General features: G+C 69.0%; 16 protein-coding genes and 1 pseudogene. 3 read left to right on the top strand and 14 right to left on the bottom strand.

Annotated features, from left to right (window positions below):
• The 14 genes from BS329_RS23850 to BS329_RS23785 all read right to left on the bottom strand — a co-directional run.
• A partial coding sequence (locus BS329_RS23850) for an IS3 family transposase (RefSeq protein ID WP_143253179.1) occupies window positions 1–407 on the bottom strand: 407 nt, incomplete at its 3' end.
• Window positions 404–694: a transposase gene (locus BS329_RS23845; RefSeq protein ID WP_076163483.1), complete on the bottom strand. Its 291-nt coding sequence runs from the start codon at window positions 692–694 to the stop codon at window positions 404–406. The genes BS329_RS23845 and BS329_RS23850, both read right to left, overlap by 4 nt.
• A 475-nt stretch (window positions 695–1169) precedes the next feature.
• A complete protein-coding gene (locus tag BS329_RS23840; RefSeq protein ID WP_158075828.1) occupies window positions 1170–4361 on the bottom strand; it encodes an RHS repeat-associated core domain-containing protein in 3192 nt (1063 codons plus the stop codon).
• Between the two features lie 985 nt (window positions 4362–5346).
• The gene (locus tag BS329_RS23835; protein WP_076163482.1) at window positions 5347–5835 is read right to left on the bottom strand and encodes a hypothetical protein; all 489 of its coding nucleotides are present in this window, start codon (window positions 5833–5835) and stop codon (window positions 5347–5349) included.
• A 117-nt stretch (window positions 5836–5952) separates the two neighbouring features.
• The gene (locus BS329_RS23830) at window positions 5953–7092 is read right to left on the bottom strand and encodes a hypothetical protein (protein WP_244197271.1); all 1140 of its coding nucleotides are present in this window, start codon (window positions 7090–7092) and stop codon (window positions 5953–5955) included.
• A 6-nt stretch (window positions 7093–7098) separates the two neighbouring features.
• Window positions 7099–7740, bottom strand: coding sequence for a hypothetical protein (locus tag BS329_RS23825; RefSeq protein WP_143253177.1), 642 nt, complete (start codon window positions 7738–7740; stop codon window positions 7099–7101).
• Between the two features lie 289 nt (window positions 7741–8029).
• Window positions 8030–9004 carry a C40 family peptidase gene (locus BS329_RS23820; protein WP_076163480.1) on the bottom strand — a complete coding sequence of 325 codons (975 nt, stop codon included), beginning with the start codon at window positions 9002–9004 and terminating at the stop codon, window positions 8030–8032.
• 59 nt (window positions 9005–9063) lie between these two features.
• Entirely contained in the window at window positions 9064–10131 is a 1068-nt protein-coding gene (locus BS329_RS23815) for a replication-relaxation family protein (RefSeq protein ID WP_076163479.1), read from the bottom strand.
• 127 nt (window positions 10132–10258) lie between these two features.
• A complete protein-coding gene (locus BS329_RS23810; RefSeq protein WP_076163478.1) occupies window positions 10259–12826 on the bottom strand; it encodes a type IV secretory system conjugative DNA transfer family protein in 2568 nt (855 codons plus the stop codon).
• Window positions 12827–12891: 65 nt separating this feature from the next.
• Window positions 12892–14868, bottom strand: coding sequence for a VirB4 family type IV secretion system protein (locus tag BS329_RS23805; RefSeq protein ID WP_076163477.1), 1977 nt, complete (start codon window positions 14866–14868; stop codon window positions 12892–12894).
• Between the two features lie 6 nt (window positions 14869–14874).
• On the bottom strand, window positions 14875–16110 hold the full coding sequence (locus BS329_RS23800; protein WP_076163476.1) for a PrgI family protein: 1236 nt from the start codon (window positions 16108–16110) through the stop codon (window positions 14875–14877).
• A 13-nt stretch (window positions 16111–16123) separates the two neighbouring features.
• On the bottom strand, window positions 16124–18529 hold the full coding sequence (locus tag BS329_RS23795) for a TrbL/VirB6 family protein (RefSeq protein WP_244197270.1): 2406 nt from the start codon (window positions 18527–18529) through the stop codon (window positions 16124–16126).
• Between the two features lie 3 nt (window positions 18530–18532).
• Window positions 18533–18856, bottom strand: coding sequence for a pilin (locus tag BS329_RS23790; protein ID WP_076163474.1), 324 nt, complete (start codon window positions 18854–18856; stop codon window positions 18533–18535).
• 218 nt (window positions 18857–19074) lie between these two features.
• Window positions 19075–20031 (bottom strand): sigma-70 family RNA polymerase sigma factor, encoded by a 957-nt coding sequence (locus BS329_RS23785; RefSeq protein ID WP_244197269.1) that lies wholly within the window; start codon window positions 20029–20031, stop codon window positions 19075–19077.
• Between the two features lie 550 nt (window positions 20032–20581).
• Here BS329_RS23785 and BS329_RS23775 point away from each other — a divergent pair.
• The 3 genes and pseudogenes from BS329_RS23775 to BS329_RS23765 all read left to right on the top strand — a co-directional run.
• Window positions 20582–21664: a hypothetical protein gene (locus tag BS329_RS23775; protein ID WP_244197268.1), complete on the top strand. Its 1083-nt coding sequence runs from the start codon at window positions 20582–20584 to the stop codon at window positions 21662–21664.
• Between the two features lie 68 nt (window positions 21665–21732).
• On the top strand, window positions 21733–22869 hold the full coding sequence (locus BS329_RS23770) for a TRM11 family SAM-dependent methyltransferase (protein WP_244197267.1): 1137 nt from the start codon (window positions 21733–21735) through the stop codon (window positions 22867–22869).
• A gap of 141 nt (window positions 22870–23010) precedes the next feature.
• Window positions 23011–23270, top strand: a pseudogene (locus tag BS329_RS23765) (DNA cytosine methyltransferase); the annotation flags it as partial.

Here is a 23270-nt window from a genome sequence, read left to right as displayed (position 1 = left end):
CCGACGAACCGCTCGCCGGGCGCGTCGGCGGTGAAGTCCCGGCCGATCACAGCCGGTGCTGGTGCGACGGCCGTGTCCTGCTTGGTCAGCGAGCGACGCCGTCGCCGGGTGATGCCGGTGATCCCGCGTTCGCGCATGATCCGCTCGACGCGTTTGTGGTTGACCCGCCGGCCACGGCGACGCAGTTCGACGGTGACCCGCGGGCGGCCGTACGCGCCACGATGCTCGGTGTGGACCTCGGCGATCTCCGTGGCCAGCTGGTCGTCCTGGGCGGCTCGTTCGGCCCGTGCGGGGGCCGCGGTGAGCCATTCGTAGAACCCAGGGCGACGGACCTCAAGGACTCGGCACAGCCGGGCGACGCCGAAAGTGGCGCGGTGTTCGGAGATGAACCTGTAGCTGTGGGTCAACGACCCATCTCCTTGGCGAAATAGGCGGCTGCCTTGCGGAGAATCTCCTTCTCCAGCTCCAGTTCCGCCACCCGCTTGCGCAGCGCACGCAGCTCGTCCTCCGACGCCGCCGAGGCCGCATCGGACGGCTTCGCCTGGCCGCGTTCGGCGATCTTGACCCAGTTGCGCAGGGTCTCATGGTTCACCCCGAGGTCGCGGGCGACCTGACGCAACGGACGGTCCGAGGAACGGACCAACTCGACCGCGTCCTTGCGGAACTGCTCCGGATACTTCGACGAACGTGACACGGGGACATCCTTCCCCAGACCACTGTCTGGGATCAGGGTGTCCGGTCCACAGGGGCAACCTCACACTCACCCTCCCCGGGAATTCCGTGCCGGAGAAGCTCGCGCATTTGGGCGGCTTACGAGGCGGTGTGCGAGCAGGCCTGCGACGGCGGGTTTTTGCGACGGGAGGGACGACACTCCATCGCTTGATATAAATAGAGAATCCCCAAAACAATGCTGTTTTGGGGATTCTCTATTTACCCTGAAGTCTAGTCGGATTCCGTTGTCTGATCAAGTTTTGAGCCTTTTGACTGGCGGCGTGAGCTCCAACCATGCAGTGCGGCTAGCACCAATCCTGCGCCAAGTGCTCCCATGCCTCCCGCCAGCCATGGTATCTGGTCGTAGACTAGAATGCTAAGTAGAATGAGTAGTAGGTATACGGTAACGGCGATTGCGTAAAATCGTCGCCGTCGAGACGCCGTCTTGTTTTTCTCTGTCACAACAAATCCTTCAAACCCTTGACGAACTTCCCACCCGCCCCGAACGCGCCGAGAGCACCGCCGCTGAGACCGTCGTCGCGAACTTCTTCCCGTGTGCCGCCGCCGATCGATGATCCCAGTCCGGCGCCAGCGGCACCGCCGAGTCCGCCCATGACGATACCTGCACCCACGCACCCTGCGCCTGCGGTCAGCGGGCAGGAGGCGGCGAGTCCGCCAACGACTATCCCGCCCACGAGTCCCCCGACCGCTGCACCCCAGGTAGATCCAGTGCTCCCGCCGGTGGGGTCGCTGTTGTTGATGGGGTCAGCTTGGGAGTAGGCGTACGAGTTGCGTTCTTGGCCAGTGGGGTCCGGGGCGGTGAAGCGGCCCCAGGTGGGGTTGTAGTAGCGGTAGCCGAAGTGGTTCTGGCCGTTGCGCAGGGTGTAGCCACCGAGGTAGCGGAACCGGTGGATGGCGCTTGCGCCGGTCACGGTGACAACGCCGTACGGGTTGTAGGTGAACGTGGCGGTCACCTTGCCGGTGGTGTCGAGGGTGGCGAGGACGCTGCCTTGGTTGTCGGTGATGAAGTTGAAGCGGGCTTCGCCGACTTTTTCGGTGATGAGCGTACCGCGAGGGTCGCGGGCGACGCTGGTGCGTACCCCGTTCTCGGCGACGGTGGTGAGGCCGACGGCGGTGTTGGTGAACACGCGGGTGGTGGTGTTCCCGTTGAGGTTCTCAGTGATCGTGCGCGGTTGTGTTTGGTCGGTGGTGTCGTAGTCGGCTTTGAACGTCTCAGTGCCGCTGCTGGTGCTGCGCAGCAGCTGGTTGGTTGCCGAGTACTCGTGCGCCATACTGGACACGCTCGCGCTGGTGAGGTTCCCGGCCTTGTCGTAGCCGAGATTGTCCCCGTCCGCCGCGGTGAGCTGGTTGGCGGCGTTGACGGTGTGCGCCGTGCCAGCGAGGTTCGTGATGTTGTCCGCGTTGTCCACCGTGAACGACGTCGAGCCCGCTGTCTTGAGGTGCTTGAGCGCGTCGTAGGTATAGGCGGTGGTGGTACCTGCGATGGTCTTGGACTGCAGCTGGTCGCTGTCCACCCCGTTACCGAGGGTGTAGTTGTAGGTGGCCTTGAGCAGCTCGGTGCCGCCGGTGTTCTTCGCGGTGAGACTGGTCAGCCTGCCGGCTTTGTCGTAGACGTTGGTCTGTGAACCGGCTCCCGGGAATGTGCTGCTGATACGTCGATCGGCGTTGTCGTAGCCGAATGTGGTGGTCTGTCCGAAGGCGTCCTTGAGGGAGGTCAATCGGTAGGCAGCGTCGAAGGCGTAGGTGTGGGTGCCCGCCGGGTCGGTTAGCGAGGTGAGGTTGCCCGCCTGGTCGTAGTTATAGGACACCGTTTCCGTCGCGCCGCCCTGGGTGCGTTTCGCCGACGTGATCAGGCTGCTGGACGGGTAGGTGTCGTACGTGAAGCGTGTTGTGACACCCGGTGTGGAGCGGGTGACGAGGTTACCGAGTTCGTTGTAGGTCATGGACTGCAGCGTGGTTCCGCTGCTGCTGATCGCGACGACGCGGTCGAGTTTGTCGTAGGCGTAGTCGACGCGTTTGTTGTTGCCGTTGGTCACGCTGGTGATGCGGGAGAGCGAGTCGTAGCCGATCCGGGTGACGCCGAGGGGCTCTGGTGGGGTTACCGTGGTGAGGTTCCCGGCTTGGTCGTATCCGAACGTGGTCCTTTTGCCGTTGGCGTCGAGGCGGAAGTCCAAGAGATTTTTCGGGCTGCTATACGACCGGTAGTCAAGATTTGCGTCGAGCTGGACTGAGCGGACCTTGGTGACGTTGCCCGCACGGTCGTACTCGCGGGTGATCTCGTTGCCGGCGGGGTCTTTCACCGATGTCGGAAGGTTCGGCAACGCCGTGTTGGTGTAGCCGATGGTGCTGGTCGCCCCTGTCGGCAGCTTCGTCGAGATCAGATTGTTCAGGGTGTCGTACGAGCCGGTGGTCGAGTTGTTGAGACCGTCCGTGGTGGTTTGCAGATCGCTGTTGGCCGTCCAGGTCTGAGACTGGGTGTGGCCGAGGGCGTCCTGTGCGGAGATCTGCCTACCCTCGATCTCTTCGAACGTGTAGATGGTCTTGTTCCCGTTAGGATCGGTGTAGGTGGTCTTGTCGGCGACGGGTGTGTCATAGGCGAAACTCGCCGAGACAGCTCCAGCCTGCCGCGGCACCGTCAGCTTCGTGACATCCCCATAGTTGCTGAACTCCACGCTCCAGCTGCGGTCGATCTGGTCCGTGATGGTGGCGATCTGGCCGTCAGCGTTGTAGGTGAACGACACCGCCTTGCCGTCCCGGTCAGTCAAACGGGTCAGCCGGCTATTGGCGTCGTAGGTGTACTCACCGGCGACGGCGCCGCTTGGATCGGTGATCTTCGTGATATGCCCATTGGTCGTGACGAACGTCGTGACCCGTCCTTGGGTGTCGGCCATCGACGCCAGCGATCCGTCGCTGTTGTAGAAGTAGGTGATGGTGTTGCCGTTGCGGTCGGCGCGATTGAGCAGCCAGCCATCAGCGTTGTACGACCACGTCTCCCCACTGTCGAAGAACCTGGCGGTGTACGACCCACCCACGTTCTTCGTCATCGACGCGCGAACGCCGTTACGAGCCACGCCATAGGTGCCGTCCGCATTACGAGGGAACGTGGCACACGCGCCCCCGTCAACCGGCATCAGCACCTCGTTGGTGCGCAACTCCAGCCCCATGTCACGGCCGGCGTTGAGATGCCATTCCCCGTAGTAACCGTAGGAGTGCCGCAGGTTCATGTTCAGCCCTGTGCCTCGCACCGTGAGGTCACGATGGTCGATCCAGAGGTTGCCGTTGGCGAGGTTCACCCCGGCCTGCAACCGGTCACTGATCTTGAACCGCTCCATCGAGTAATCCGGTAACACCCCCCACGACGAAGACGTGCACGCCCAACTCTGTGCCCCGCTCTCCGAAACCGGTGCCGGTCTTGACTTTTGGGCACGCCCCGCAGGCGGAGCGCCGCCCACCACAGCCCGGTTCACCTGCCCCGGAGTCCACGCCGCAGCAGGCACCGACACCGCCTCGTCGGCAGGCGCGGCGGCCGCTGGAACCACGACAATCAACGGGATCGTGGCAGCGACCGCTGCCACCACCCCAACACTAAAAGAGCGCAGCACAAAGCCGCGTAGCGAACTGCGTCGCATCAAAAAACCTTTCCGCGAGTCAACCCCAAGAACCGCCCCGACTCGAGGCACGCGAATGCCCCCAACAGTCACGCTATCCCTTGAAGAACCACAAGTGAACCTCGCGGACCAGAGACCACTCGAACAGCCCAATGTTCTCGCCTTACACAGCATCTGCAAATTCTGCCCAGACAACCGGGGAAGCGCCGAACCTGTTTCTGGCGCCCTTCCTCGATAAAGAGGAAGATGTCCGCCACCGTATGCTGGGTAACATCAGCCGCAGGGATTGATGCGCTTGGCAATCGCGGGGGAAGCGGCGCCGATTCGTCACCTGTTTGCGCTGAAGATCACATGTTTGATTCTAATGGCCAAAATTGGAATGTCGGGACGGAAACTTAAATTAGGAACGTTCGAATGTCACAAACGTGATGCGGGACCCGTTGGCATGCTGTGTCCGCATTGTCACGCTGAGATCGAGGCGGGGGAGAAGCAAAGGTGTCGTAGACATGAACACCAGTGACCTGCGGAACGTGAATGAAAACTACAAGCTTTCCCGGCGGCGGACAAGACGGCGCCTGAGACGCCCTCCGCCCTTGCCGTTGTGGGCGCGGCCGTATCCGCGCTTGAACCCGTAGGCCCGGTAGTGACCGTCATCGAAATGGTCACTATCCACCTTGCGGACGCCACGGTGACGACGACAGGCGCTCATACCCGGCATTGCCTTCCCCATCTCAGTTGAGCCGACACTCTCCCCGCGACGCTTTCGCACAGAGGTCTGCGGTGCGCAGGGTAGGGATCGGAGTTGTCACCATTGATGCTTCCGTCAAGGCACGAAGTCAAGTCCGTCAAGGACGATATCTGGCCAGCGCCAGCTATCGCTGGCAATGACGCGCAGCGGGGCAAAACCGTCCGCGCGCGAAGACCCCGCCGCCGTAAACCCACAACGGGGCACGGCTCGTGACTGCCGCGCCCCGTAGTGGGCTTTGTTGTCGGCCTCGGGCACCTGTTACCTGGTGTCGGAGGGTGCTTCCGCGGGTTCGGGCTGGGACAGGGTGCCCCAGAGGCCGATGGCGCCGACGCCCTCGGCGTACACGATGCCGCTGTCGTGGACGGCCTGGATGACTACGAGGTACCGCAACCGATAGGGGGCGCTGACGAAGGTGTTGTAGTGGCTGGCGAGCACGAACGCGGACCGGAAGACATCCCGGGTCACGTCCATGCTCGGGGCGTCGGCGGTGCCGTGATCGCTGTGGGGCAGGCCCGAGATCGTGATGTGGATCTGGTTTTGCGGGCCGGATTCGTCCGCTGCGACGGCGAACTCGGCGTCGGCGTGGATCATGTCGTCGTCCTGGACGTCGACGAGGTCCTCGCGGATGCGAGTGGCGATGTCCCGAAGCGGCATTTCGGCGGTCTTGTCGTAGAAATCGCCCACGATCGCCACGGGGGCGGGTGCTGGTTCGGTCGCCGGGGCGCCGGTGCCTTCTATGGTGGTCATGTTCTGTTTCCCTTCCTTGTTTTCCTGTTTCCTGCGGGTGCAGGTCGTCTGTTGTGGACAGTCGTGACCAGCTCACGCCACGTGGGTGTGTGGTCAGCGGGCGGTGTCTCTCCGGGGTTAGCGGCGCAGGACGTTGACGCGTTCGCCGCCGATGAGGGGTTTGTCTTCTGGTCCGGCGAAGTGGTCGGCGATCCAGACGGGGCGGTGATCTTGTCGGCTCGGGTAGTACTGATTGCGCCAGTGGCCGCGCACGACCCAGCTGTGGTGGTACTCGCGGGTGCCCGCGCCGACGTCGCCCTGGGAGCGGTCGGCGGGCGTGGTGCGGGCGCGCCGGAGGTCGACGAGGCGGACGGCTGTGTCGAGGGCGGGGTCGTAGCGCTCGACGCGGCGGCGGGCGGCGCGGGGCGCGCGGGTGCGTTCGGAACGCACGAGGGTCTGGCCCAGCAGCAGCCAGGTGGTGAGGATGGTGCGCTGGAGGACGATCTGCGCGTCGATGTCGACGGCGGAGGTCCCTTCGGCCAGCGAGCTGGGCCAGCCCTTCATCTCGGTGAACAGCATGGGGATCAGGCCGCACCACTCGTAGCCGTGCGGCGGGGCGAACGACGGCGGAATCGGTGCGCGTTCGGCGTTACGCAGGAACGTGGCCAGGATGTGTCTGGCACCTTGGTCGACGGTGTCGTCGTGGCTGGCGGGTTTGTTGTCCGGCGTGGGTACCGGCAGGTTCAGCGCGGCGGCTTTCCGCATCTGGGACAGGGCGTAGTCGCGGGGCAGGCGGGCGAGCCTGCGCCCCACCTCGACCGCTGGTGGCTCGGGATCGGGGACGGTGCCCCAGGCCTGTACCCACAAGCCGCCGCGTCCTGGGCCCCACGAGACAACAGAGACCGCGTCGTGCCGGGCGTTCGCGGTCCCGGCGACGGGCGGGTGCTCGTAGACCAGGAACCCTACGGGGGCGGGCAGGTCTTCGGGGTGGAGGCGGTAGTCGGTCAGGGTGGTCGCTGCGTGGCTCGCGAGGTCGGTCAGGTTGGCGGAGACGTAGAACAGCTCAGCGGCTGGCAGTTGGGCGCGGAGCGTGTCCGTGATCGTGGCGCCGACGTCGTCCAGCGGCGGGAACGCGGGCTCTCCCGCCGAGTCCTCGGGCCGGGGGCCGACGAAGAACCGGAACCAGTTGCCCGCCCCGTCCGTACCGGGGTCCCGGGCCCATTCGGTCATCCGTGCCCGGATCTCGGGTACGTCGTACGCGGTGACCACCGAAGCCATCGGAGGTCACCGCCCCGGTTCGGTGGCTGATGCCGCAAGCGTGGTCTCGATGTTCCGCCGCAGGAAGCGTGGCGCGCCGGGATGATCGATCAGGTACGCCAGCATGTGCGAAACCGGAGCAGGGGCGGCGTCGAGTGCCAGCGAGGCCAGGGCGTCGGGATGCCGTTGGTGCAGTTCGTCGATCGCCGTCGGTGCCAGGGGGTACCAGAGATCGCGGATCTCGTAACGGCCGTCGTCTCCGGGACGGACCACGCGCGAAGGGGAATCGTCGTCCCCTCCTCCCACAGCGTCGTGGATTTCCAGGGCGTCCCCGGACCAGGTGAAGCGGTACTGGGCGGCGCCGTAGAACGACTCCAGATAGATCCCGATCCAGCGCGCGACGGCAGGACGGCATCGCAAGCCGATTTCGGCGTCGCACTTCAGGTTGTGCAGGGTGGGGAAGCGGGCCCGATCGCCAATGACGCCAGGTGGCGTCTCGTCGGAGGGGATGATGCCGGGGAATGCCGGTTTATATGGCATCGCGACCCACACTTCTTTGTCCGGCACCCCCGGGTCCGCTGTGCAGTGGCCATGAACGGCAGCGTGGTTTAACACCATGGATGACACATTCCCTCCGGTAGCCCCTGCGCTTAATTCGCGCAATGACATGTCCAGGGACGCTCCATGCATGTCGATATGTCAAGCGTTGTATAGGTTTTGCCTCGGCAACCCCCGAGATATGGCGATGCTTTCTGGAATGCCTGACCGGCGGCGAGCTGTACACCGTCACCACTAAGTAGGCTGCAATCTAGAGAAAATCTCGGCGGCGCCTGTCGTCCGGTGCGTGACTGGACGACAGGCGCTTCCTCGCGGCTAGCCGTTGCGAGAGGTTGGTGTTGCCCACGTTCGCGCACTCGCGGCGTGGGCGGCACATTCCATGACGCGGTACCTTTTTCCTTCATGGTGCGGGTCGTGTGGCACCCGCGTAGTCGTCGTGGGGATGGCGGTATTCGTCGATTTGAACAGGCTGGCCGAAGGTGGGGGCGTTCACCATCTTTCCCTGCCCGATATAGATCCCCACGTGCCGGATTTTCGAGGGTGGGCCGTAGAAGACGAGATCGCCTGGGAGGAGTTGCCCATCGGGTACTCGTGGTCCGGCGTGGTACTGGGTGTGTGCGGTGCGGGGGAGTGAGATCCCGGCCGCGTTATAGGCGGCTTTGGTGAGGCCTGAGCAGTCGAATCCGCTGTCTCCGTTCAACGGGCCGTTGCCGCCCCACACGTACGGCAACCCGCGCTGCCCGCACGCGTAGTTGATCGCGGTCATCGCGGCGGCGTTCGGTGCCTGGATGTCGTTGCAGTCACTAGTCCCGGTCCTCGCGGGTGCGGGCTGGCAGCGGACCCCGGAGACCGCGGTGACGATCGTGCGCGCCGTGTCCTCGTGTTGGGCGTAGGCGTTGGGGAATCCTGAGCCCTGCACGGTCTGTGCGGCGTCGTTGACGCTCATGGCCTGCCAGTCCGGTGTGGCGGCGAGGCGCTCGAAGAACTTGGTCGCCGCGTAGGTCGGGGTGGTGACCTGCTGGGCGGTGCCCCAGCCCATCGAGGGGCGTTGCTGGAACAGTCCGAGGGAGTCACGGTCGCCGTAGTGCAGGTTGCGGAGCTTGGATTCCTGCATCGCGGCGGCGATCGCGACCACCCAGCCCGGTTCGGGCACGTTCATCTGCTTGCCGACCGCGACGATGGTGGCGGCGTTGCCCATCTGCTCGGCGGTCAGGCCCGGCACCGTGCCGGGCGGCGTTCCGTCGGTCGTACAGAGCAGCGAACTCGCGCCGTTGCCGCCGGACAACGTGCTGACGATGCCGGCTATTCCGGCGCCGATGAGCAACGGGATGGCGAGGACCACGGCGGCGACGGCGGCCCCGAGTTTGCTTCCCATGGCTGGATCGCGCTCCTTTCACAGCGACAGGACTTGTACAGGCGAATCGGCGCTCCGGGTCAGTGCTCGCCGCGCGCGATCCGGTTCGGCGTTGCCCGCGGCGGGATCGGACTCGGTGGTGGCAGCCGGTACGGCGAGGCCACCGCGACGTCGCCGCTCTCGCCGTCCTCGGTGCCGGGGCCGGCCGGTGGTGCCAGGCCGGGCCAGGCGTCGGCGAGGTCGGCGAGGCTGTAGCGGGGGCCGGCGCGATCGGCGCGGGCTGAGGTCAGTGGCAACCACACCGCCTCGGCCGGGCTCGGATGCGGTGCGGTGGGGGTGAGCAGGTCGGCCGCGGCGGTGGCCACCGGCACCGTGTGAGGGTCGTCGAGTCCGGCGTGCACCCGGGCCAGGGCGGTGCGGGCTCCGGCTTCACGTCGGGTGGTGGGCAGCCACACCAGCACCGGCGTCGCGATCCCGGTCGACTCGGCTAGCCGCGCGTATCCGGCCAGCTTCCGCCCGACCTTGGTCAGGGACTCGGTGCCGGTGTCGAATTCGAGAAACCACTCCACCTCACGGTGGCTGGTGCGCCAGCGGCCGTAGCCGTCGGGGATGACGAGGTCGCCGAAGTGACGGGCGCAGCGCGATTCCGACCACCACGCCACCAACGCCCCGGCAGGTCCTCCCTTGCGGGTGCGGGCGATCAGAGAAGTGAAGAAGTCGTTGACGCCGACGGTGTGGGCGAGGCGCTGGTTGTGGGCGATGCCCATGGCGCGGTCGTGCCGGTAGCCGAGTTCCTTGACTTCGAGGCCGTGTTCAGCGGCGAGCACGGCGGCACCGGCGGGGCCGAGGACGTAGTGCATGGGGGCGGACCCGAGTTGCTGGAATGGCTGGAACCGCGATACCGCACGCCAGAGGTAGAGATCCCGTACCCGCTGGCGTGCCGACCGGCCAGACGGGAAGGCGGCGTCCTGGATCTGGAAACTCGTCAGGACCCGGTGTTCGTGCAGCAATGCCAGGAGCCATTTGTCGCGGGCGGTGAGTCGGGAGGCGAGCATGGCCTGGTGCTCAACGGAACTGGCGGCTCGGGCGGTGTGACGTCCGGGCAGGTGATCCCGCAAGGTGTGCTGGCGGGTGGTGGTCGTGATCAAGGGGCGCTCCCTGGTTGTCAACAGGCTGTGGACAAGTGCTGTGGGCAGGTCGGCGCAGGCCCCTGCCGAGAAGTTGGGGAGTGTTGCTGTTTTCTTGTGGTGCGAGGGAAATCCGCGTTGTGCGGGTCTAGGGGCGGGTGCGGCGTGGGTCGGTCCGGGGCGGCCGGGTCGGCGGAATCCGGTGTCCGGCCTGCGTCGCGGTGGTGGCCGCTGGGCTTCCGGTGCAGGGTGTCGCGCCGCTCTCGCCGGTCGTGGTGTTGTGTGCGCGGCGCTGGGCGCGGAGCACGGCTCGGATTTCCCGGGCCCGTCCGGGGATGGGTTCGGGCAGGGGCGCGGTGGTCATGGTGAAGGGCTCGGTTTCCTCGCCATGCACGACCAATCGTGCGGCGGCGTGGTAGACGCCGAGGTGCGATAGGTCGTGTTCCGACAGCCGGGGTGTGGTGTGACGTGCGAGTTCGCGGGCGTCTTCGGGGGATGCGGAGTAGATGATTTTGTTGCGGGCGTTGGTGGAGAGTCCTTCTTTGAGTTCTCGCGACAGCTGGCCGAGGTGCTGGTGGGCCAGGATGAATCCGTTCCGGAACGCGCGGGATTCGGCGAGCATGTCTTCCATGGGGTAGGGGAGATTCAGGAAGTTGTGGCATTCGTCGATCACGGTGTGCGCGTCGGGGCGCAGGCGTTGCGGGACGCGGGCACGGGCGGTGGTGGCCTGCCAGGTGCGCGCCACGACCAGCGAGCCGACCAGCCGCGTGGTCTCTTCCCCGAGCGACCCTTTGGGGATGCGGACGAGGCAGATACCGCCTTCGTCGAGAACCTGGGCCATGTCCACTGTGGAGCGTCCTCCGGCGATGGCTTCTTTTACGAAGGGGCGCAGCAGGAACGCGCGGAGTTTGTTCATCAGCGGCGAGATCACCTGGGAACGGCTGGAGTCGGTGAGTTCGTCGTACCACTCCCAGAACCCGCGCAGCACCGGGTCGGTCAGGCCGGTGGTGATGCGGGAGCGGAACGCTTCGCTGGTGAGCAGTTTCGGCAGGTCGGCCAGGGTCGGCACGGCTTCCTGGGCGCGCAGGGTGAGGCAGGCGGCGCGCATGAGGTCGTCGGTGCGCGGTCCCCAGAACGCGCTATACACGCGGCGGAAGACGGAGACGAGGTTGTCGACCTCGCGGTCGGTTTCCCCGCCTTCCAGGGGGTTGATGATGGGTGGTCGGTGCCGGGAGTCGGCGTCGAACAGCACCACCCTGTCTGCTGCGCTGCGGGGGAGCCGGTTGAGGATGTCGGTGACCAGGTCGCCTTTCGGGTCGATCAGGACGACACCACGGTTTGCGTCGATGTCGTCGAGGATGATCTGGCCGAGCAGGGTGGACTTCCCGGAGCCGGTCGGTCCGATCAGGTGCAGGTGGTAGCGGGCGTCGGCGAGCCGCAGTCCGACCGGGCGGGCGTGGCCAGTGTCGGACTGCCCCAGGGGCATCACACCCGGTCCCGGGGTGGGGATGCCGGGTGGTGGGGCTACGGCTTTGGCTCCGGCGCGTTCGACGCCGGGGATCTCGGCGTCGGTGGGCAGGTGCGCGAGTGCCGCGAGTTCGGGCACGGAGAGCAGGTCGCCGCGGGCGAGGCGCCGGTCGGCGAGGGCGCGGGCGGGCCGGTGGAGGCGGGTGCGGGTGTAGTGGTTGTGGTCGGTGTAGGCGGCGAACGCGGCGGCCAGCGCGTGCGCCCGCCCGCGTGCGGTGGCGCGAGCCTGCCGCGCCAGGTCACCGTCGGCGTCGGCGGGAAGGTCGGTGGCCACGGCGTACCGGATCACCGTCTCGTACTGCGACCCGCGCTGCTTACCCACGATCGCTTTGTTCTGTGTCGAATATTCGATCGACAGCTGCGGATCCTGGCTGATGCGCCGCGAGTCCGGGGTCCGGCGAGCGCGGGTGGCGCTGACGCCTGGGGTGATCGCGTCGAGGATCCGTCCCCCGAGTCGTCCTGCGGAGCCGTGGTGGACCCGGCGGGCGGCGCGGCGGGCTTGGGCGACGCGGCGGCCGGTGACCGGGCGGGCGAGGATCTGCACGCAGGCGCGCTCGTTACGGCCGAGCCCGACCGGCGCGCCGAGCAGACCGCGGATCGGGTCGGCGTCGAACCCGGTGCGGATCGGGAAGGCCTCGGAACGGGCCAGCCGCAGCTGCCCGCCCACGGTGATCCGCCGGCGCCCGGTCTCCAGCGTGGGAAACGGTGAGGTCGCCGGGGCGGTGCGGGTGTGGGAGCCGGGCCAGGCGGCCTCGATGGCGCGTTCCACCAGTGATGGGGGGATGACGCCGGGGACCCACAACTGGACGGTGACGCCGTGCTCGCCGAACACGTACTCCATCGCCAGGTGTGGTTGCCCGGTCCAGAGCCGCCGCCAGGCGGGGCGGAGGAGGCCGACGAGGTTGGACCAGACCGCGGCGCCGCCGGCGGGATCGACGGTGGGCGGGGCGAGCACGGTGATCCCGCGAGCATCGGCCAGCAGCGCGGTGTGGCGGCGAGTGCGCCACCAGCGCCGCGCCACGGCCACGCCCGCCACCGCGAGGATCAGGACCGGGACGGCGACCGGCCCCCAGGTCAGCGCCCAGCCGCCCACGGCGGCGAGCAGGCGACCGGTGACACCACCGGGGTCGCGCAGATAGTCACTCACCCCGCTCTGGGACGGCGGGAAACCCGCGGTGTGCATGACCATGACGAACTCTCTTCCGGGAAACGCTTGTGAGACAGGCAAAAACGGGACGCGGTACGAGGTCTGGATCACGCGGTGTCGAGGTCGATCTGTCCCGCGTCGCCGAACTCGTCGCCGCCGGTTTCGGCATCGGTGACGGGCTCGGCGGCGCTCCCGTTGGTGCCGGCCGGGCCGAGGTCGATGTAGGCGTCGGCGAGGCCGCTGGCGGCGGCGTCCGGGTCCTGTTCGGCGAACCGGGCCAGCTCAGCGGGGTCGGTGGTGATCAAGAAGTTCTCCGTGGGCGAGGCCAGCGACTGGAACGCCACCCGCTGCGTGCCCGAGGACAGCAGGCCCTGTCCGCGGTCGGCCGAGAGCAGGAACCGCCGCTCTCCGGCGGAGAGGTCGAAGGCCTCGACGATCTCGTCGATGGCTTGCGGTGCCGTGCGCAGCAACGCCTGGGTGGCGGCGTTGCTGACGATGGCTTTGCCCAGATCACTGCCGAGCAGGTCAGCGGCGTCCTGGGTGGCCACGGTGAGCCCGCACCAGTGTTTGCGGGCTGCTTTGGCCAGGCGCAGCAAGAACAGCGCGGCGACGGGGTGGCGCATGAGGAGCCCGGCTTCGTCGACCACGACCAGCCGGGGCCGGCGGTCGGCTGGGTTCGAGACGCGTCGCCAGACGGTGTCGAGCACGAGCAGGGTGCCGATGGTGCGCAGTTCGTCGGGCAGGTCGCGCAGGGAGAACACGACGAGGTGCCCGTCCGGGGCGGCGCTGGTGGGCCCGTCGAAGAGGTCGCCGAAACTGCCGTCGACGAACGGGTGCAGCCGGGCGGCGAGATCGGCGGCCATCGCGCTATCACCGTCGCCGGTGGCGGCGAGGACGTCGCGCAGGTCGCGCAGCAGCGGCGCCGGGCGAGTCCAGGTGCGGGCGTCACCGGTGATGCCCGCACGGCGGTAGGTGGCGGTGATCGCGGTGTCGAGCACGGCGCGTTCGGCGGCGGTGACCTCCGTGCCGAACAGCACGGCCAGGACGGTGTGCAGGAACAAGCTGCGCCGCTTGAGAGCGTCTTGTGGCGCGGTGCGGCGTCCGTTCGCGCCGAGGTGCACGGGCAGGTCGAAGGGGTTCAACCGGACTCCGCCCGCGCCGAGGTGGACGTAGGTGCCGCCGACCTGGGAGGCCAGCCGCGCGTACTCGTCTTCGGGGTCGATGACGAACGCCTGCACCCCGTGCGTTGCCCACCCGTTCTCGTAGTCGCCGAGCTGTCGGTAGAGGCTGCGGAGGGTTTCGAGCTTGACGAAGTAGCTCTTGCCGGCGCCGGAGCGGCCGAGGACGGCCATGTTGTAGTTGTCGCAGGTGAACCGGTCCCAATGGACCAGCCCCGAGCTGCCGACGTTGTAGCCGTAGAGGACCCCGGAGGGGGCGGAGGTGGTCGGGTCGGTCGGCGGGAGGTCCGGCGAGGTGAAGGGGTAGGCGGCGCTGACCGCGGCGGTGTCGAACGTCCTTGTCAGACCGAGCTGGTCGAGCCCGAGCGGCAGGGTGCTCACCCAGCCCTGCAGCGCCCGGTAGGTGGCGGGTTTCGCGTCCAAAAGCAACGACGCGCACAGTGACCGCAGCGCGGAGACTTCCTCGGCGAGCGAGGCTTCGTCCGGGGCGTGCACGGTGAGATACAGGCCGAAGCGGAACAGGCGTCCGTCGCCGCGGGCGATGCTGCGCGAGAGGTCGGCGGCGTCCTCGGCGGCGGCGTCGAGGTCCGGGTCGTCGAGCCGGTCATGCCGCGCGTTGTGCCGGCGGGACGATTCGAGTTTCGCGCGTTGCTTGCGCAGGCCGCTGGCCGCGGTCGCAGGGTCGACGGGCTGGACGTGGACCGAGACGTCCAGGCGCGCGGGGTAGGTCAGCAGCGGGGCGAGCCAGCCGGAGTAGACCTCCTGGGGATAGCCGGTGATCCCGAACGAGGCGACGAGTTCGTTGCCGACCTCGAGGTACCGGGCGGACACCGACAGCGAGTCCGGGGTGAACGCTCCCGCCGACCCGGACTGGGTCGGCGTGCCGTGGTTTCTGGTGCGTGCCATCAGGGTCTACCTGCTTTCGATCTCGTCGTCGTAGTCCCAGTCCTCGTCCTCGGACAGCCACGGGCCCGGCGCCTGCGAGCGTCCGGAGCGCGGCGTGGATAGGCGTGGCTGTGGGACCGGGTGAGATGCCGCCGCGAGATCGGCATCGCCGTCGGGGCCGTAGAGGTCGGTGAAGGTAGTGGTGGAGGTGACGACCTCGTCGGCCCCTGCCAGCGCGGCCGAGGGCGGCAGGTACGTGTCGGGGTTGCAGGCCGCCGCGAGTACGCCGGTCGCGGCGGCGGCGTCGAGCGGGGTGGCCACGATCCCGGCAGGTGTAAGCAGTTCGATGGCCTCGCCGAGGCGGCGCACGAGGCGTTGCTCGGCCGCCTGCCGCACCCCGTCCTCCACCGGTGCGTTGTCGCGGCGGTGGCGTCGCCACGGAAGCACGCTCGATGCGGCGGCGGCCGGGGCTGGGCCGGTGCGCAGCGGTTCGCGCAGCACCAGCAGTACTTGCCGGCGCAGCAGATCCGCGTGCGCGGTGAGCTCGGCGAGGTAGTCCGCGTGATCTCGCGCGGCGGCCTCCAAGGCGGGGTGCGGGAGACCGCCGGCGTGGGCTCGGAGTTCGGCGATCTGCGGGGTGAGGTCGAGGCGTTCGGCGCGCACCAGGATCTGCACTGGCGCGGTCAAGCTGTGCAGGTAGCGCGCGAACGACGCGACGAGCGACTCCTGCTCGCCGGGCGTGCGCAAGGAGAAGTTGACCGTCGAGCAGCCCGCGATGACCGCGAGCCCGTCGGTGCCGAGGTCGACGATCCCGGCCTGCGCGCCGCTGTCGGTCACGCCACTGGCGGGCAGTTCCAGCGGTGCCGGGGACACCGCCTCGGCCCCCGCCGCCGGGTGCCGTCCCCGGCGGCCTCGGGTGCGGGTGTCGGCGTGCTGGGCGGTGAGCCAGGCGGGGGCCGCGCGGACGCCTTCGGGCGCGGCGACCCGGTGCCGCGGCGACAGGTGCTGGCGGATCGCGGCGAGGGCGAGGCGGTCCAGAGGCAGCCCGTCACGCTGCCCGAGGGCCAGCACGGTGACCGTGATCCCGACTGGCACGGCGACGATGAGGAACACCGGCAACGGCACGAACGTGCGGGTCGCCGAGTACAGGCCGTAGAGCAGGAGACCGGCGATGCCGAGGATCGCGAGCTGCCGGGCCGTCAAAGGGCCGAGTACCTGGTCCGGGCGGTCGACGTCGGCGGGCACACGCACGGGAGAAGTCATGGCGAAACGGTCCTCACTTCTTCTTCGGGGCCCGCCGGGCGGGCAGGTCCAGGGGTAGGGGCAGTTGCGTTCCCGCTCGCCGCCTGGGCGGCGGCGGAGCGGCCGCGTCCGTGGCCGGTGGCGGCGGTGTGGGCTGACGCCGGACTCCGAGCGGCAGCGGGTACTGGCCCGAGGCCAGCGGCCGGTTGCCCGTGTAGGCATCCCGTGCCGGGCGGCGCGGGGCGCGTGCGGCGCGATTGATCTGGCCGGACGGGGTGATCAGTCCCGGGCCGGTCTGCCGCGGCGGGCTAGCCGGTGCCGGGTTGGCGAGGTCATCGGCGAGCGACCGCCGGAACGTCCCCGGCGGCGCGGGGCGCAGGTGGATCGGCAGCATTCCGGCGTTCGGCGCGATCAGCGCGCGCGGTAGGTGCGCGGGCGGACGGGCGTTGCGGTTGACCCGCCCATCCGAGGTGAGCAGCCCGGGCTGCGGCACCGGCGGCGGCATCCCGGCGTCTCGTGCGGCGAGGTCGTCGGCCAGTGACCGGCGCCCGGCTCGATCCGGCTCGCGCCGCGTGGTGATCGGCAACCCGAGTTGATCACGCGGCAGCGCTCCGGGCAGATCCTCCTGCGGCAGCGCGCGCGGGTTCGCCGACACCGCCCGCTCGTCCCCGGAACCGCTCGTGGTGAACAGCGACATCTGCCCAGGAGCCGGCCGGCGATCCACGCGAGGGCCGGTGTCCGGCATCTCGCCCAGGCGCGGTGACCTGCCCGGCCCGGGCCGGGTGCGGCGGACCCGCATCGGCAGCATGAACTGGCCCGTGCGCGTGGACGGCGGGTCCGCCGGAGGCCCTCCGCCACCCCGCACGCGCGGGCCGCCGCCCTTGCGACCTTTGCCGCCGAACAGGGAGCTGGCGCCGCCGAGCAGGCCCATGGTCTTGTAGGCGATCGCGCCGCGCACCAGCGATCCGAGCAGCGACCGGCCGCCACCGCCGCGCAGTGGTTGCAGGCACCAGAACGGGATCTTGACCAGTACCCACATCAGCGCGATGCAGAACAGAAGGTTGGTCAGCCCGTTCAGCGTCGGGCCGAAGACGGTGAAACCGCCGGGGGTCAAGAACACCCGCAGCGACGCGCTCACCGCTCCGGCCTGTCCGATCGGGATGACCAGCAGCAGCCCGTAGGCCTTCCACCAGAAAACGGCGACGCCCTCGGTGTGGGGGAGGGCGTGCCACATCAGCAGGATCGGCGCGGCGGCGATCAGCAGGATCGTCGCGACGACCCGCACGATGAAGGTGAGCAGCAAGACCACGAGCATCACCGCGAGCGCGAGCCCGATGAACAGCAGCCAGCCCGCGCCGCCGTTGAGCGAGCCGAGGATCATGTCGGTCATCGCCTTGGCGGCGGTGTCCGGGTTGACCGCGCCGGTCATCAGCGCCGAGCTGACGGCGTTGGAGATTTCGATGCCCTGGGTTGCCAGGAACAGCGACAGCGTCCCGGCGAGGAACCCGGCCGCGAGCCGGGGCGCGATCTCCTTAATCGTGTAGCGGGTCTGCAGAGTCTCGTAGGCCATCAGGATCAGGCCAGCGATGACGACGACGCTCCCGTAGAAGGCGAGCATCAGCTGCCACGATTCGGTCCAGGCCTGGCCGATGCCGGGCAGCATGCTCGGGTCCGGTGTGGACAGCACCGTCTTGCCCAGCAGTTCCAGCAGGGGGTTCAGCGCGCCGATCACGAGGCCGCGGAAGAAGGTGTCGATGGCTTCGGTGACACACGCGACCGGATCGGTGAACCCGCACTCGCTCTCGTCGTCGCCGGGATCGCGCGGTACTGGCTGCGGGATGCAGTTCGGTCCGTCGCACGGCTGGCTCGTGGGTGGCTGGGTGGGGAGATTGCCGCACTCGGGCAGCACCGATCCGGGGAAACACGACACCGGCGGCGCCGACGGGCCGGGAACCAGCGGCGTACTCGGGAATCCCGTGGGAGGCGCGGGTCGCGGGGACGAGGGCGTCGGCAGCATGCACGCCGGTTCGGCAGAACCTGGCACGCAGCTGGGGTTGAGTGGCAGCGGCAGTACCGGTGGCTGCGCGGGCACCAGCGGCGCCGCCGCAGCCATAGGAGCGGGTGTGGCCGAGGCGGTCAGCGCGAGTCCCGCGATGGCCACCAGCAGCGGCACCAGCGCCGCGAGTGCGCGGGCCCATCGTCGCTGGGGTAGCCAGCGTCCCCGGCCGCCGCGTCCCCGGCCGCCGCGTCCGCGGCGGCGCCGGGTGGGCGCTGCCGGTGGTCCGAGAATGAGCCGGTCGCCGCGCCTCGACCCGGTGTCCGTGCCGTCATGGTGAGGATTGGATTCGGCAGTGCGGGCAGGGCGCACGGTCGGTGCCGCCGGTCGGCGCCGGGCGGGGTCGTGTGGGCGGAAGGATGGTGTGTGGGGTGGGGTGGTCATCGTTCACACCCCGCCCACGATGCCTTTGAGGATCTCGACCACGAGGGGGGCGAGGGCGGCGAGCCCGAAGCCGATGCCGGCGGCTTTGAACGCGCCCTTGGCTTTCTCGATCTCGCCGGGGTCACCCGAGGCCATCAGGTAGCGCAGGCCGCCGATGGTGATGAACACGACCGCGACCCCGGCCAGGATCCCCATGATCCAGTTGCGGATGTTGTCGAGGACTTGATCGACGGTCGCCGCGAGCGCGACGTAGTGGACCGTGTCCGCCCGCGCGGCCGAGGACGTCAACATCACCCCGGCGACGACGAGCCACTCGATCAATAGCACGACACGGCGACGGCGGCCCGGGCGCGATGGCCGCGTAGGTGTGAGCGAGGGTGTGGTGTCGGTGGGGGTCACACAGTGACTTCCGCCGTGGTGTTCGGTAGTGGTCGCGGGCCGGCGAAGCGTCCGATGTGGTCCTGTCGGGGCGGACGGGGACTGCCGGCTGTGGGGCGGCGTGGGGCGGGTCGGCGGGCGAAGGTGGCGGTGGCGGCGACGTGGTGTCAGTCGCATGAGCGGGCCTCCCTGCAGGTGTGCACGGCCGGACCGGAGCTGGTGCGGCGGGCGGGGGAACGGCGGTCTGCGGGCAGGTGGGGCCCGCGCTCACTAACTCCGGATTTCGGGCCGTTTGGGGACACGGGAGTACGCGGCTTTTTCGCCGACGCCGCTCGATTCCTGCTTACGTTGCGTAGCCGCACGCGGTGCGCAGGTGCGGACTGCGTGACAGGAGGCAGGGCGCTATCGGCAGGCGAGACACCGTGTTCCGCGGTGGCGTCGGTCGCGCTGTCGGCCAGATAGGTGGCCAAGCGCCTCTCGGCCCGGTTGCGAGTGTGTTTCGCGGCGTCGTAGGACTGGCCGCGCGCGTGGGCGGCGTCGGCGAGTGCGACGTCGCCGAGCCGGGTCGTGGAGATGAGTTCCGCCTCGCTGCCGGTGATCACACGCGCCTCAATCGCCGCGGCGAGGACGAGGCCCGGGTGTCCGCCAGACCGCGGCCGAGGCGCCGAGCGGGAGACGAGAGCGTCGTGCGGGACAGGTCGCTCCAACGTCTCGCGCAGCGCGTGCTCGCCCGCGCGGTACGCGGTCCAGCGCAGCCGCACCAGCACCGCCCGCCGGCTCAGATCGATGCCGTGCAGGCCCTCCAAGAATCCGGTCAGGATCGCGGCGTGGATGTCCTCGCGGTCTGTCTTGTTCAGGCCACGGGTGAGCGTGCGCGCGGCGGGCAGCAGGACCGGCAACGCGAGACCGGTGCACGCCACCGTCCATTTCCCGCCCTCGGCGCGGGACAGCGTGACCAGATGCCGCCACGCCGCGTCGCGTGTGTCCTGGGTGCACGACGGTGTCAACAGCGCCGTGCCCAGCTCGTCCAAGGGCAACAGCCGCGGTGGCAAGCCCGCGAGGGCGCGGCCATCGACGGACAGTGGCGCCGGGCCGGTCACCAGCCATCCGAAGCTGGCCCACACGGTGTCGAAGACATTCCCGTCCTTGACCAAAGCCGGCTTGGAGCGAGTAAAGAAGACCGAATCTTTCGTGTCGTTTTCAGACGGTGGCAAATCCATGGAAACTCCCCGGAGTGATTCGGATCGGTGAGTTTTCAGGAGGCCGCATAGGGCGCGTCAAAAGCGCATCAAAAGCGCTCCCAGATCGCCTCAAGACCGCTTCACAAGCGCCTCAAGCTCTTGGTACGCCGATGAACGCCCGGCTTCGGGAGAACAGTCCTTAATCTCTCTGCCCGTCCCGGGTGGTGCCTCAGTGTGCTCCCGTGTCAGGGGGCGCTGAGGCGCCCACGGTGGGGAAGCTCTCGAAAATTTCAGCGCACGCTTGCAGGATCTTATTTTCCGCAGAAGAGCTTGGGGCGGCCATATATCCGGTCGATGGCCAGCAGTGAGGGATTCTGAATTTTTTGGGGCACGGCGTGTCCCGAACGGCCCTGTTTTCCGGAGTTAGGGGATGACAGCACAGCAGGCCCCGGATCCGCTCGGTCCGGCGTCGTTCCCTTCTGGAGGGCCTCTCATGACCCAGCGTTCGCAGTCCCCGGACGGCCGCCCCGGCCACCGCGCCGACTCGACTCGCCCGCCGCTCACCCGGCGCGGCGGCGACCGTGCTCCCTATCCCGGAGCCCTCACACGCTCCACCACGACGGGCGGCAGCCGGACCCGCGCGAGCTCGCGTCCCGAAGGGACGGCGGCCCCGTCACGCCGACGCGCGACGTCGTCGTCGTCGGCGGCGCCGACTCCAGCGACGGTGTGGGCGTGCGGGCCGGACCCGATCGACGCGCACGCGACGTGGCCGGTACCGATAGTGGAGTCCATCACTGCGGCGTTCACCGACCCCGGCGCACACGTCGTCCTGGTCGCCCTCGACCCCGCACCGACCACCGGCACGCGCTCCGGCACGGACGGCTCGGCGAAGACCGGCGAGGCGTCGGTGGCGGCGGCGCGGGAGGCGGTGCGCGCGCTCGGCCGCACCGCCGACACGGTCACCTTCCACAGCGGCGAGGGCAGCTCCGCCGCGTCGTCGCGACCGTTCTGGGCCGACCTCGTCACCGACGCGAGCGACCCGGCCGCCGCGGCGCTGGCCGGAACACCGTCGGGCCCGGCGCGCACCGGTACCCCCGATAGCGCGGAGGGACCGGAGTCCGAGCGCGGCGCGCGGGCGGATCTGGTGATCGTGTCCCTTCCCGACCACGCCGCCGAGTCGGTGCCACTGGACCGGCTCGCGTTCCTGGCGGCGAACCGTCTGCGGCAGGGCGGCATCCTCGCGGTGTACACGCACAGTGACTGGACGAGGGGTCGGCTGGCCGACCCGACCGGCGCGATCGTGGCCGCGGCCCAGCACGCCGATCTGCTCTACCTGCAGCACATCGTCACGCTGCACACCCCCGTGGAGAAGGGGCGACTGCGGGCCGCGCCGAGCGTGGCGGTGGCCGCCGAGTACGACCGCGTCCGGCATCACGCGGCGGTGCGCGGACTGCCCGCACCGCACCTGCGCGCGCATGGCGATGTCCTCGCGTTCGCGCAACCGGCCGACCCCGGCGCACCGCCCTCCGGGACCGGGCCGGCGACCGCCGCGCCCGGCACTGGAGGTGGCCAATGACCCCGCCCCCGCCGCGCCCGGCCAGGCCGTCCCCGGCCACTCCCATACTTGCGAAAGGCAGCGCCCTCATGTCCCATCAGCACCCCGCGACATCGACCACCACCGGCGCGACCAGCTCGACCACCCACGGCAGTGACGACCCGACCGTGCCGATCTCCCGCGCGCTCATCGACGCCCTCGACACCGCCGGCGAGACCAGCCCGGCACAGACGGACACCGCGACCGGACACGACCCGGCCAGCCCGACTGGTGCGTTCGACGTCGGCGACCTGCCGTTGTCGGTGTGGGCGACCGCGCAGACCTCCCCGGCGTCCCAGCGCAAAGGGCGCTACGTACCCGAGTCGACCGCGCACCCGGCGAAGATGCTCCCGGCCGTGGCCGCGCACGCCATCCGTGCCTACACCCGCCCCGGGGAGCTGGTGTTCGACCCGATGGCCGGATCCGGCACCACGCTCGTGGAGGCGATCGACGCCGGGCGCCGCGCGGTCGGTGTTGAGTACGAGCCGCACTGGGTCAGCGTCGCCCAAGCGAACCTCGACCTGGCCCGGGAACGCGGCTATCAGCACGACGGCGAGATCGTGCACGGCGACGCCCGGCAGCTGCCGTCGCTGCTGCCCGCGAAATACCGGGGTCAGGTCGCGCTGGTGATCACCTCCCCGCCGTATGGGCCGTCCACGCATGGGCAGGTCGTCACCGCCAGCACCGACTCGCATGACGGGAAGGTGCACAAGTACCACCACCGCTACGGCAGCGCACTGGATCGCGGGAACCTCGCCAACGTCGGCCACCACCGGCTGCTGGCCGGTTTCACCCGCATCCTCACCGGATGCGCGGCCATGCTGCGCCCCGGCGGGCACATCGCGATCACCGTGCGCCCGTGGCGCGAGCATTCGGAGCTCATTGATCTGCCCTCGCAGATCATCGCCTGCGGCCAGGCCGCCGGGCTGGTGCCGGTCGAACGCTGCGTCGCCCTGCTGGCCCGCGTCGCCGACCGCGAGCTGGTCGCCCGCGGCTCCTTCTTCCAGCGCGACTTCATCCGCAAACAACGTGAGCAGGGCCTGCCGTTGCATCTGATCGCGCACGAGGACGTCATCGTCCTGGCCAAGCCCCTCACATCCAGCGGCACGTCGGCCTCAGCCTTGTCGGGCGACGGTCCCACCGCCATGGGTGACGGGGACGCGAGTCGTGGGCGGTGGGCATCGTGAGCACGCGGGTGCACTGCCGGGACTGCGGCTGGGCTGCGCAGTTCCGGCATCCCGCCACAGCCCGGCACGCCGCCACCCGGCACCGCTGCCCGCCGCCGGGCAACGACTCGGACCGGCGACCCGTAGCGCAGGAGGGACACCGTGCCTGAGCGCCACACCCACGCTGTGGATCCGCTGCGGTTCGTCGCGACCGAGGGCCCGGTGATCGGGTCGCTGTGCACTGGCGTGGCCGGTCTTGACCTCGGCGTCGCGGCCGTGCTCGGCGGGCGCATCGCTTGGTATTGCGAGGTCGATCCGCACGCGGCCGCGATCCTCGCCGCGCGCCTGCCCGGCGTGCCGAACCTGGGCGATCTGCGCGCTGTCGACTTCACCTCCGTCGCACCGGTCGAGGTGCTCACGGC

Source organism: Amycolatopsis coloradensis (assembly GCF_001953865.1).
In the GTDB taxonomy this organism is placed as follows: Bacteria; Actinomycetota; Actinomycetes; order Mycobacteriales; family Pseudonocardiaceae; genus Amycolatopsis; species Amycolatopsis coloradensis.
The sequence above is the reverse complement of the archived record's forward strand: the minus strand, read 5'-3'. Positions and strand labels throughout refer to the sequence as shown.

Coding starts and splice junctions, on each gene's coding strand:
- BS329_RS23840 (WP_158075828.1), bottom strand. CDS start 4,361: ATGCGACGCAGTTCGCTACGCGGCTTTGTGCTGCGCTCTTTTAGTGTT.
- BS329_RS23835 (WP_076163482.1), bottom strand. CDS start 5,835: ATGACCACCATAGAAGGCACCGGCGCCCCGGCGACCGAACCAGCACCC.
- BS329_RS23830 (WP_244197271.1), bottom strand. CDS start 7,092: ATGGCTTCGGTGGTCACCGCGTACGACGTACCCGAGATCCGGGCACGG.
- BS329_RS23825 (WP_143253177.1), bottom strand. CDS start 7,740: ATGTCATTGCGCGAATTAAGCGCAGGGGCTACCGGAGGGAATGTGTCA.
- BS329_RS23820 (WP_076163480.1), bottom strand. CDS start 9,004: ATGGGAAGCAAACTCGGGGCCGCCGTCGCCGCCGTGGTCCTCGCCATC.
- BS329_RS23810 (WP_076163478.1), bottom strand. CDS start 12,826: ATGGTCATGCACACCGCGGGTTTCCCGCCGTCCCAGAGCGGGGTGAGT.
- BS329_RS23805 (WP_076163477.1), bottom strand. CDS start 14,868: ATGGCACGCACCAGAAACCACGGCACGCCGACCCAGTCCGGGTCGGCG.
- BS329_RS23800 (WP_076163476.1), bottom strand. CDS start 16,110: ATGACTTCTCCCGTGCGTGTGCCCGCCGACGTCGACCGCCCGGACCAG.
- BS329_RS23795 (WP_244197270.1), bottom strand. CDS start 18,529: ATGACCACCCCACCCCACACACCATCCTTCCGCCCACACGACCCCGCC.
- BS329_RS23775 (WP_244197268.1), top strand. CDS start 20,582: ATGACCCAGCGTTCGCAGTCCCCGGACGGCCGCCCCGGCCACCGCGCC.
- BS329_RS23770 (WP_244197267.1), top strand. CDS start 21,733: ATGTCCCATCAGCACCCCGCGACATCGACCACCACCGGCGCGACCAGC.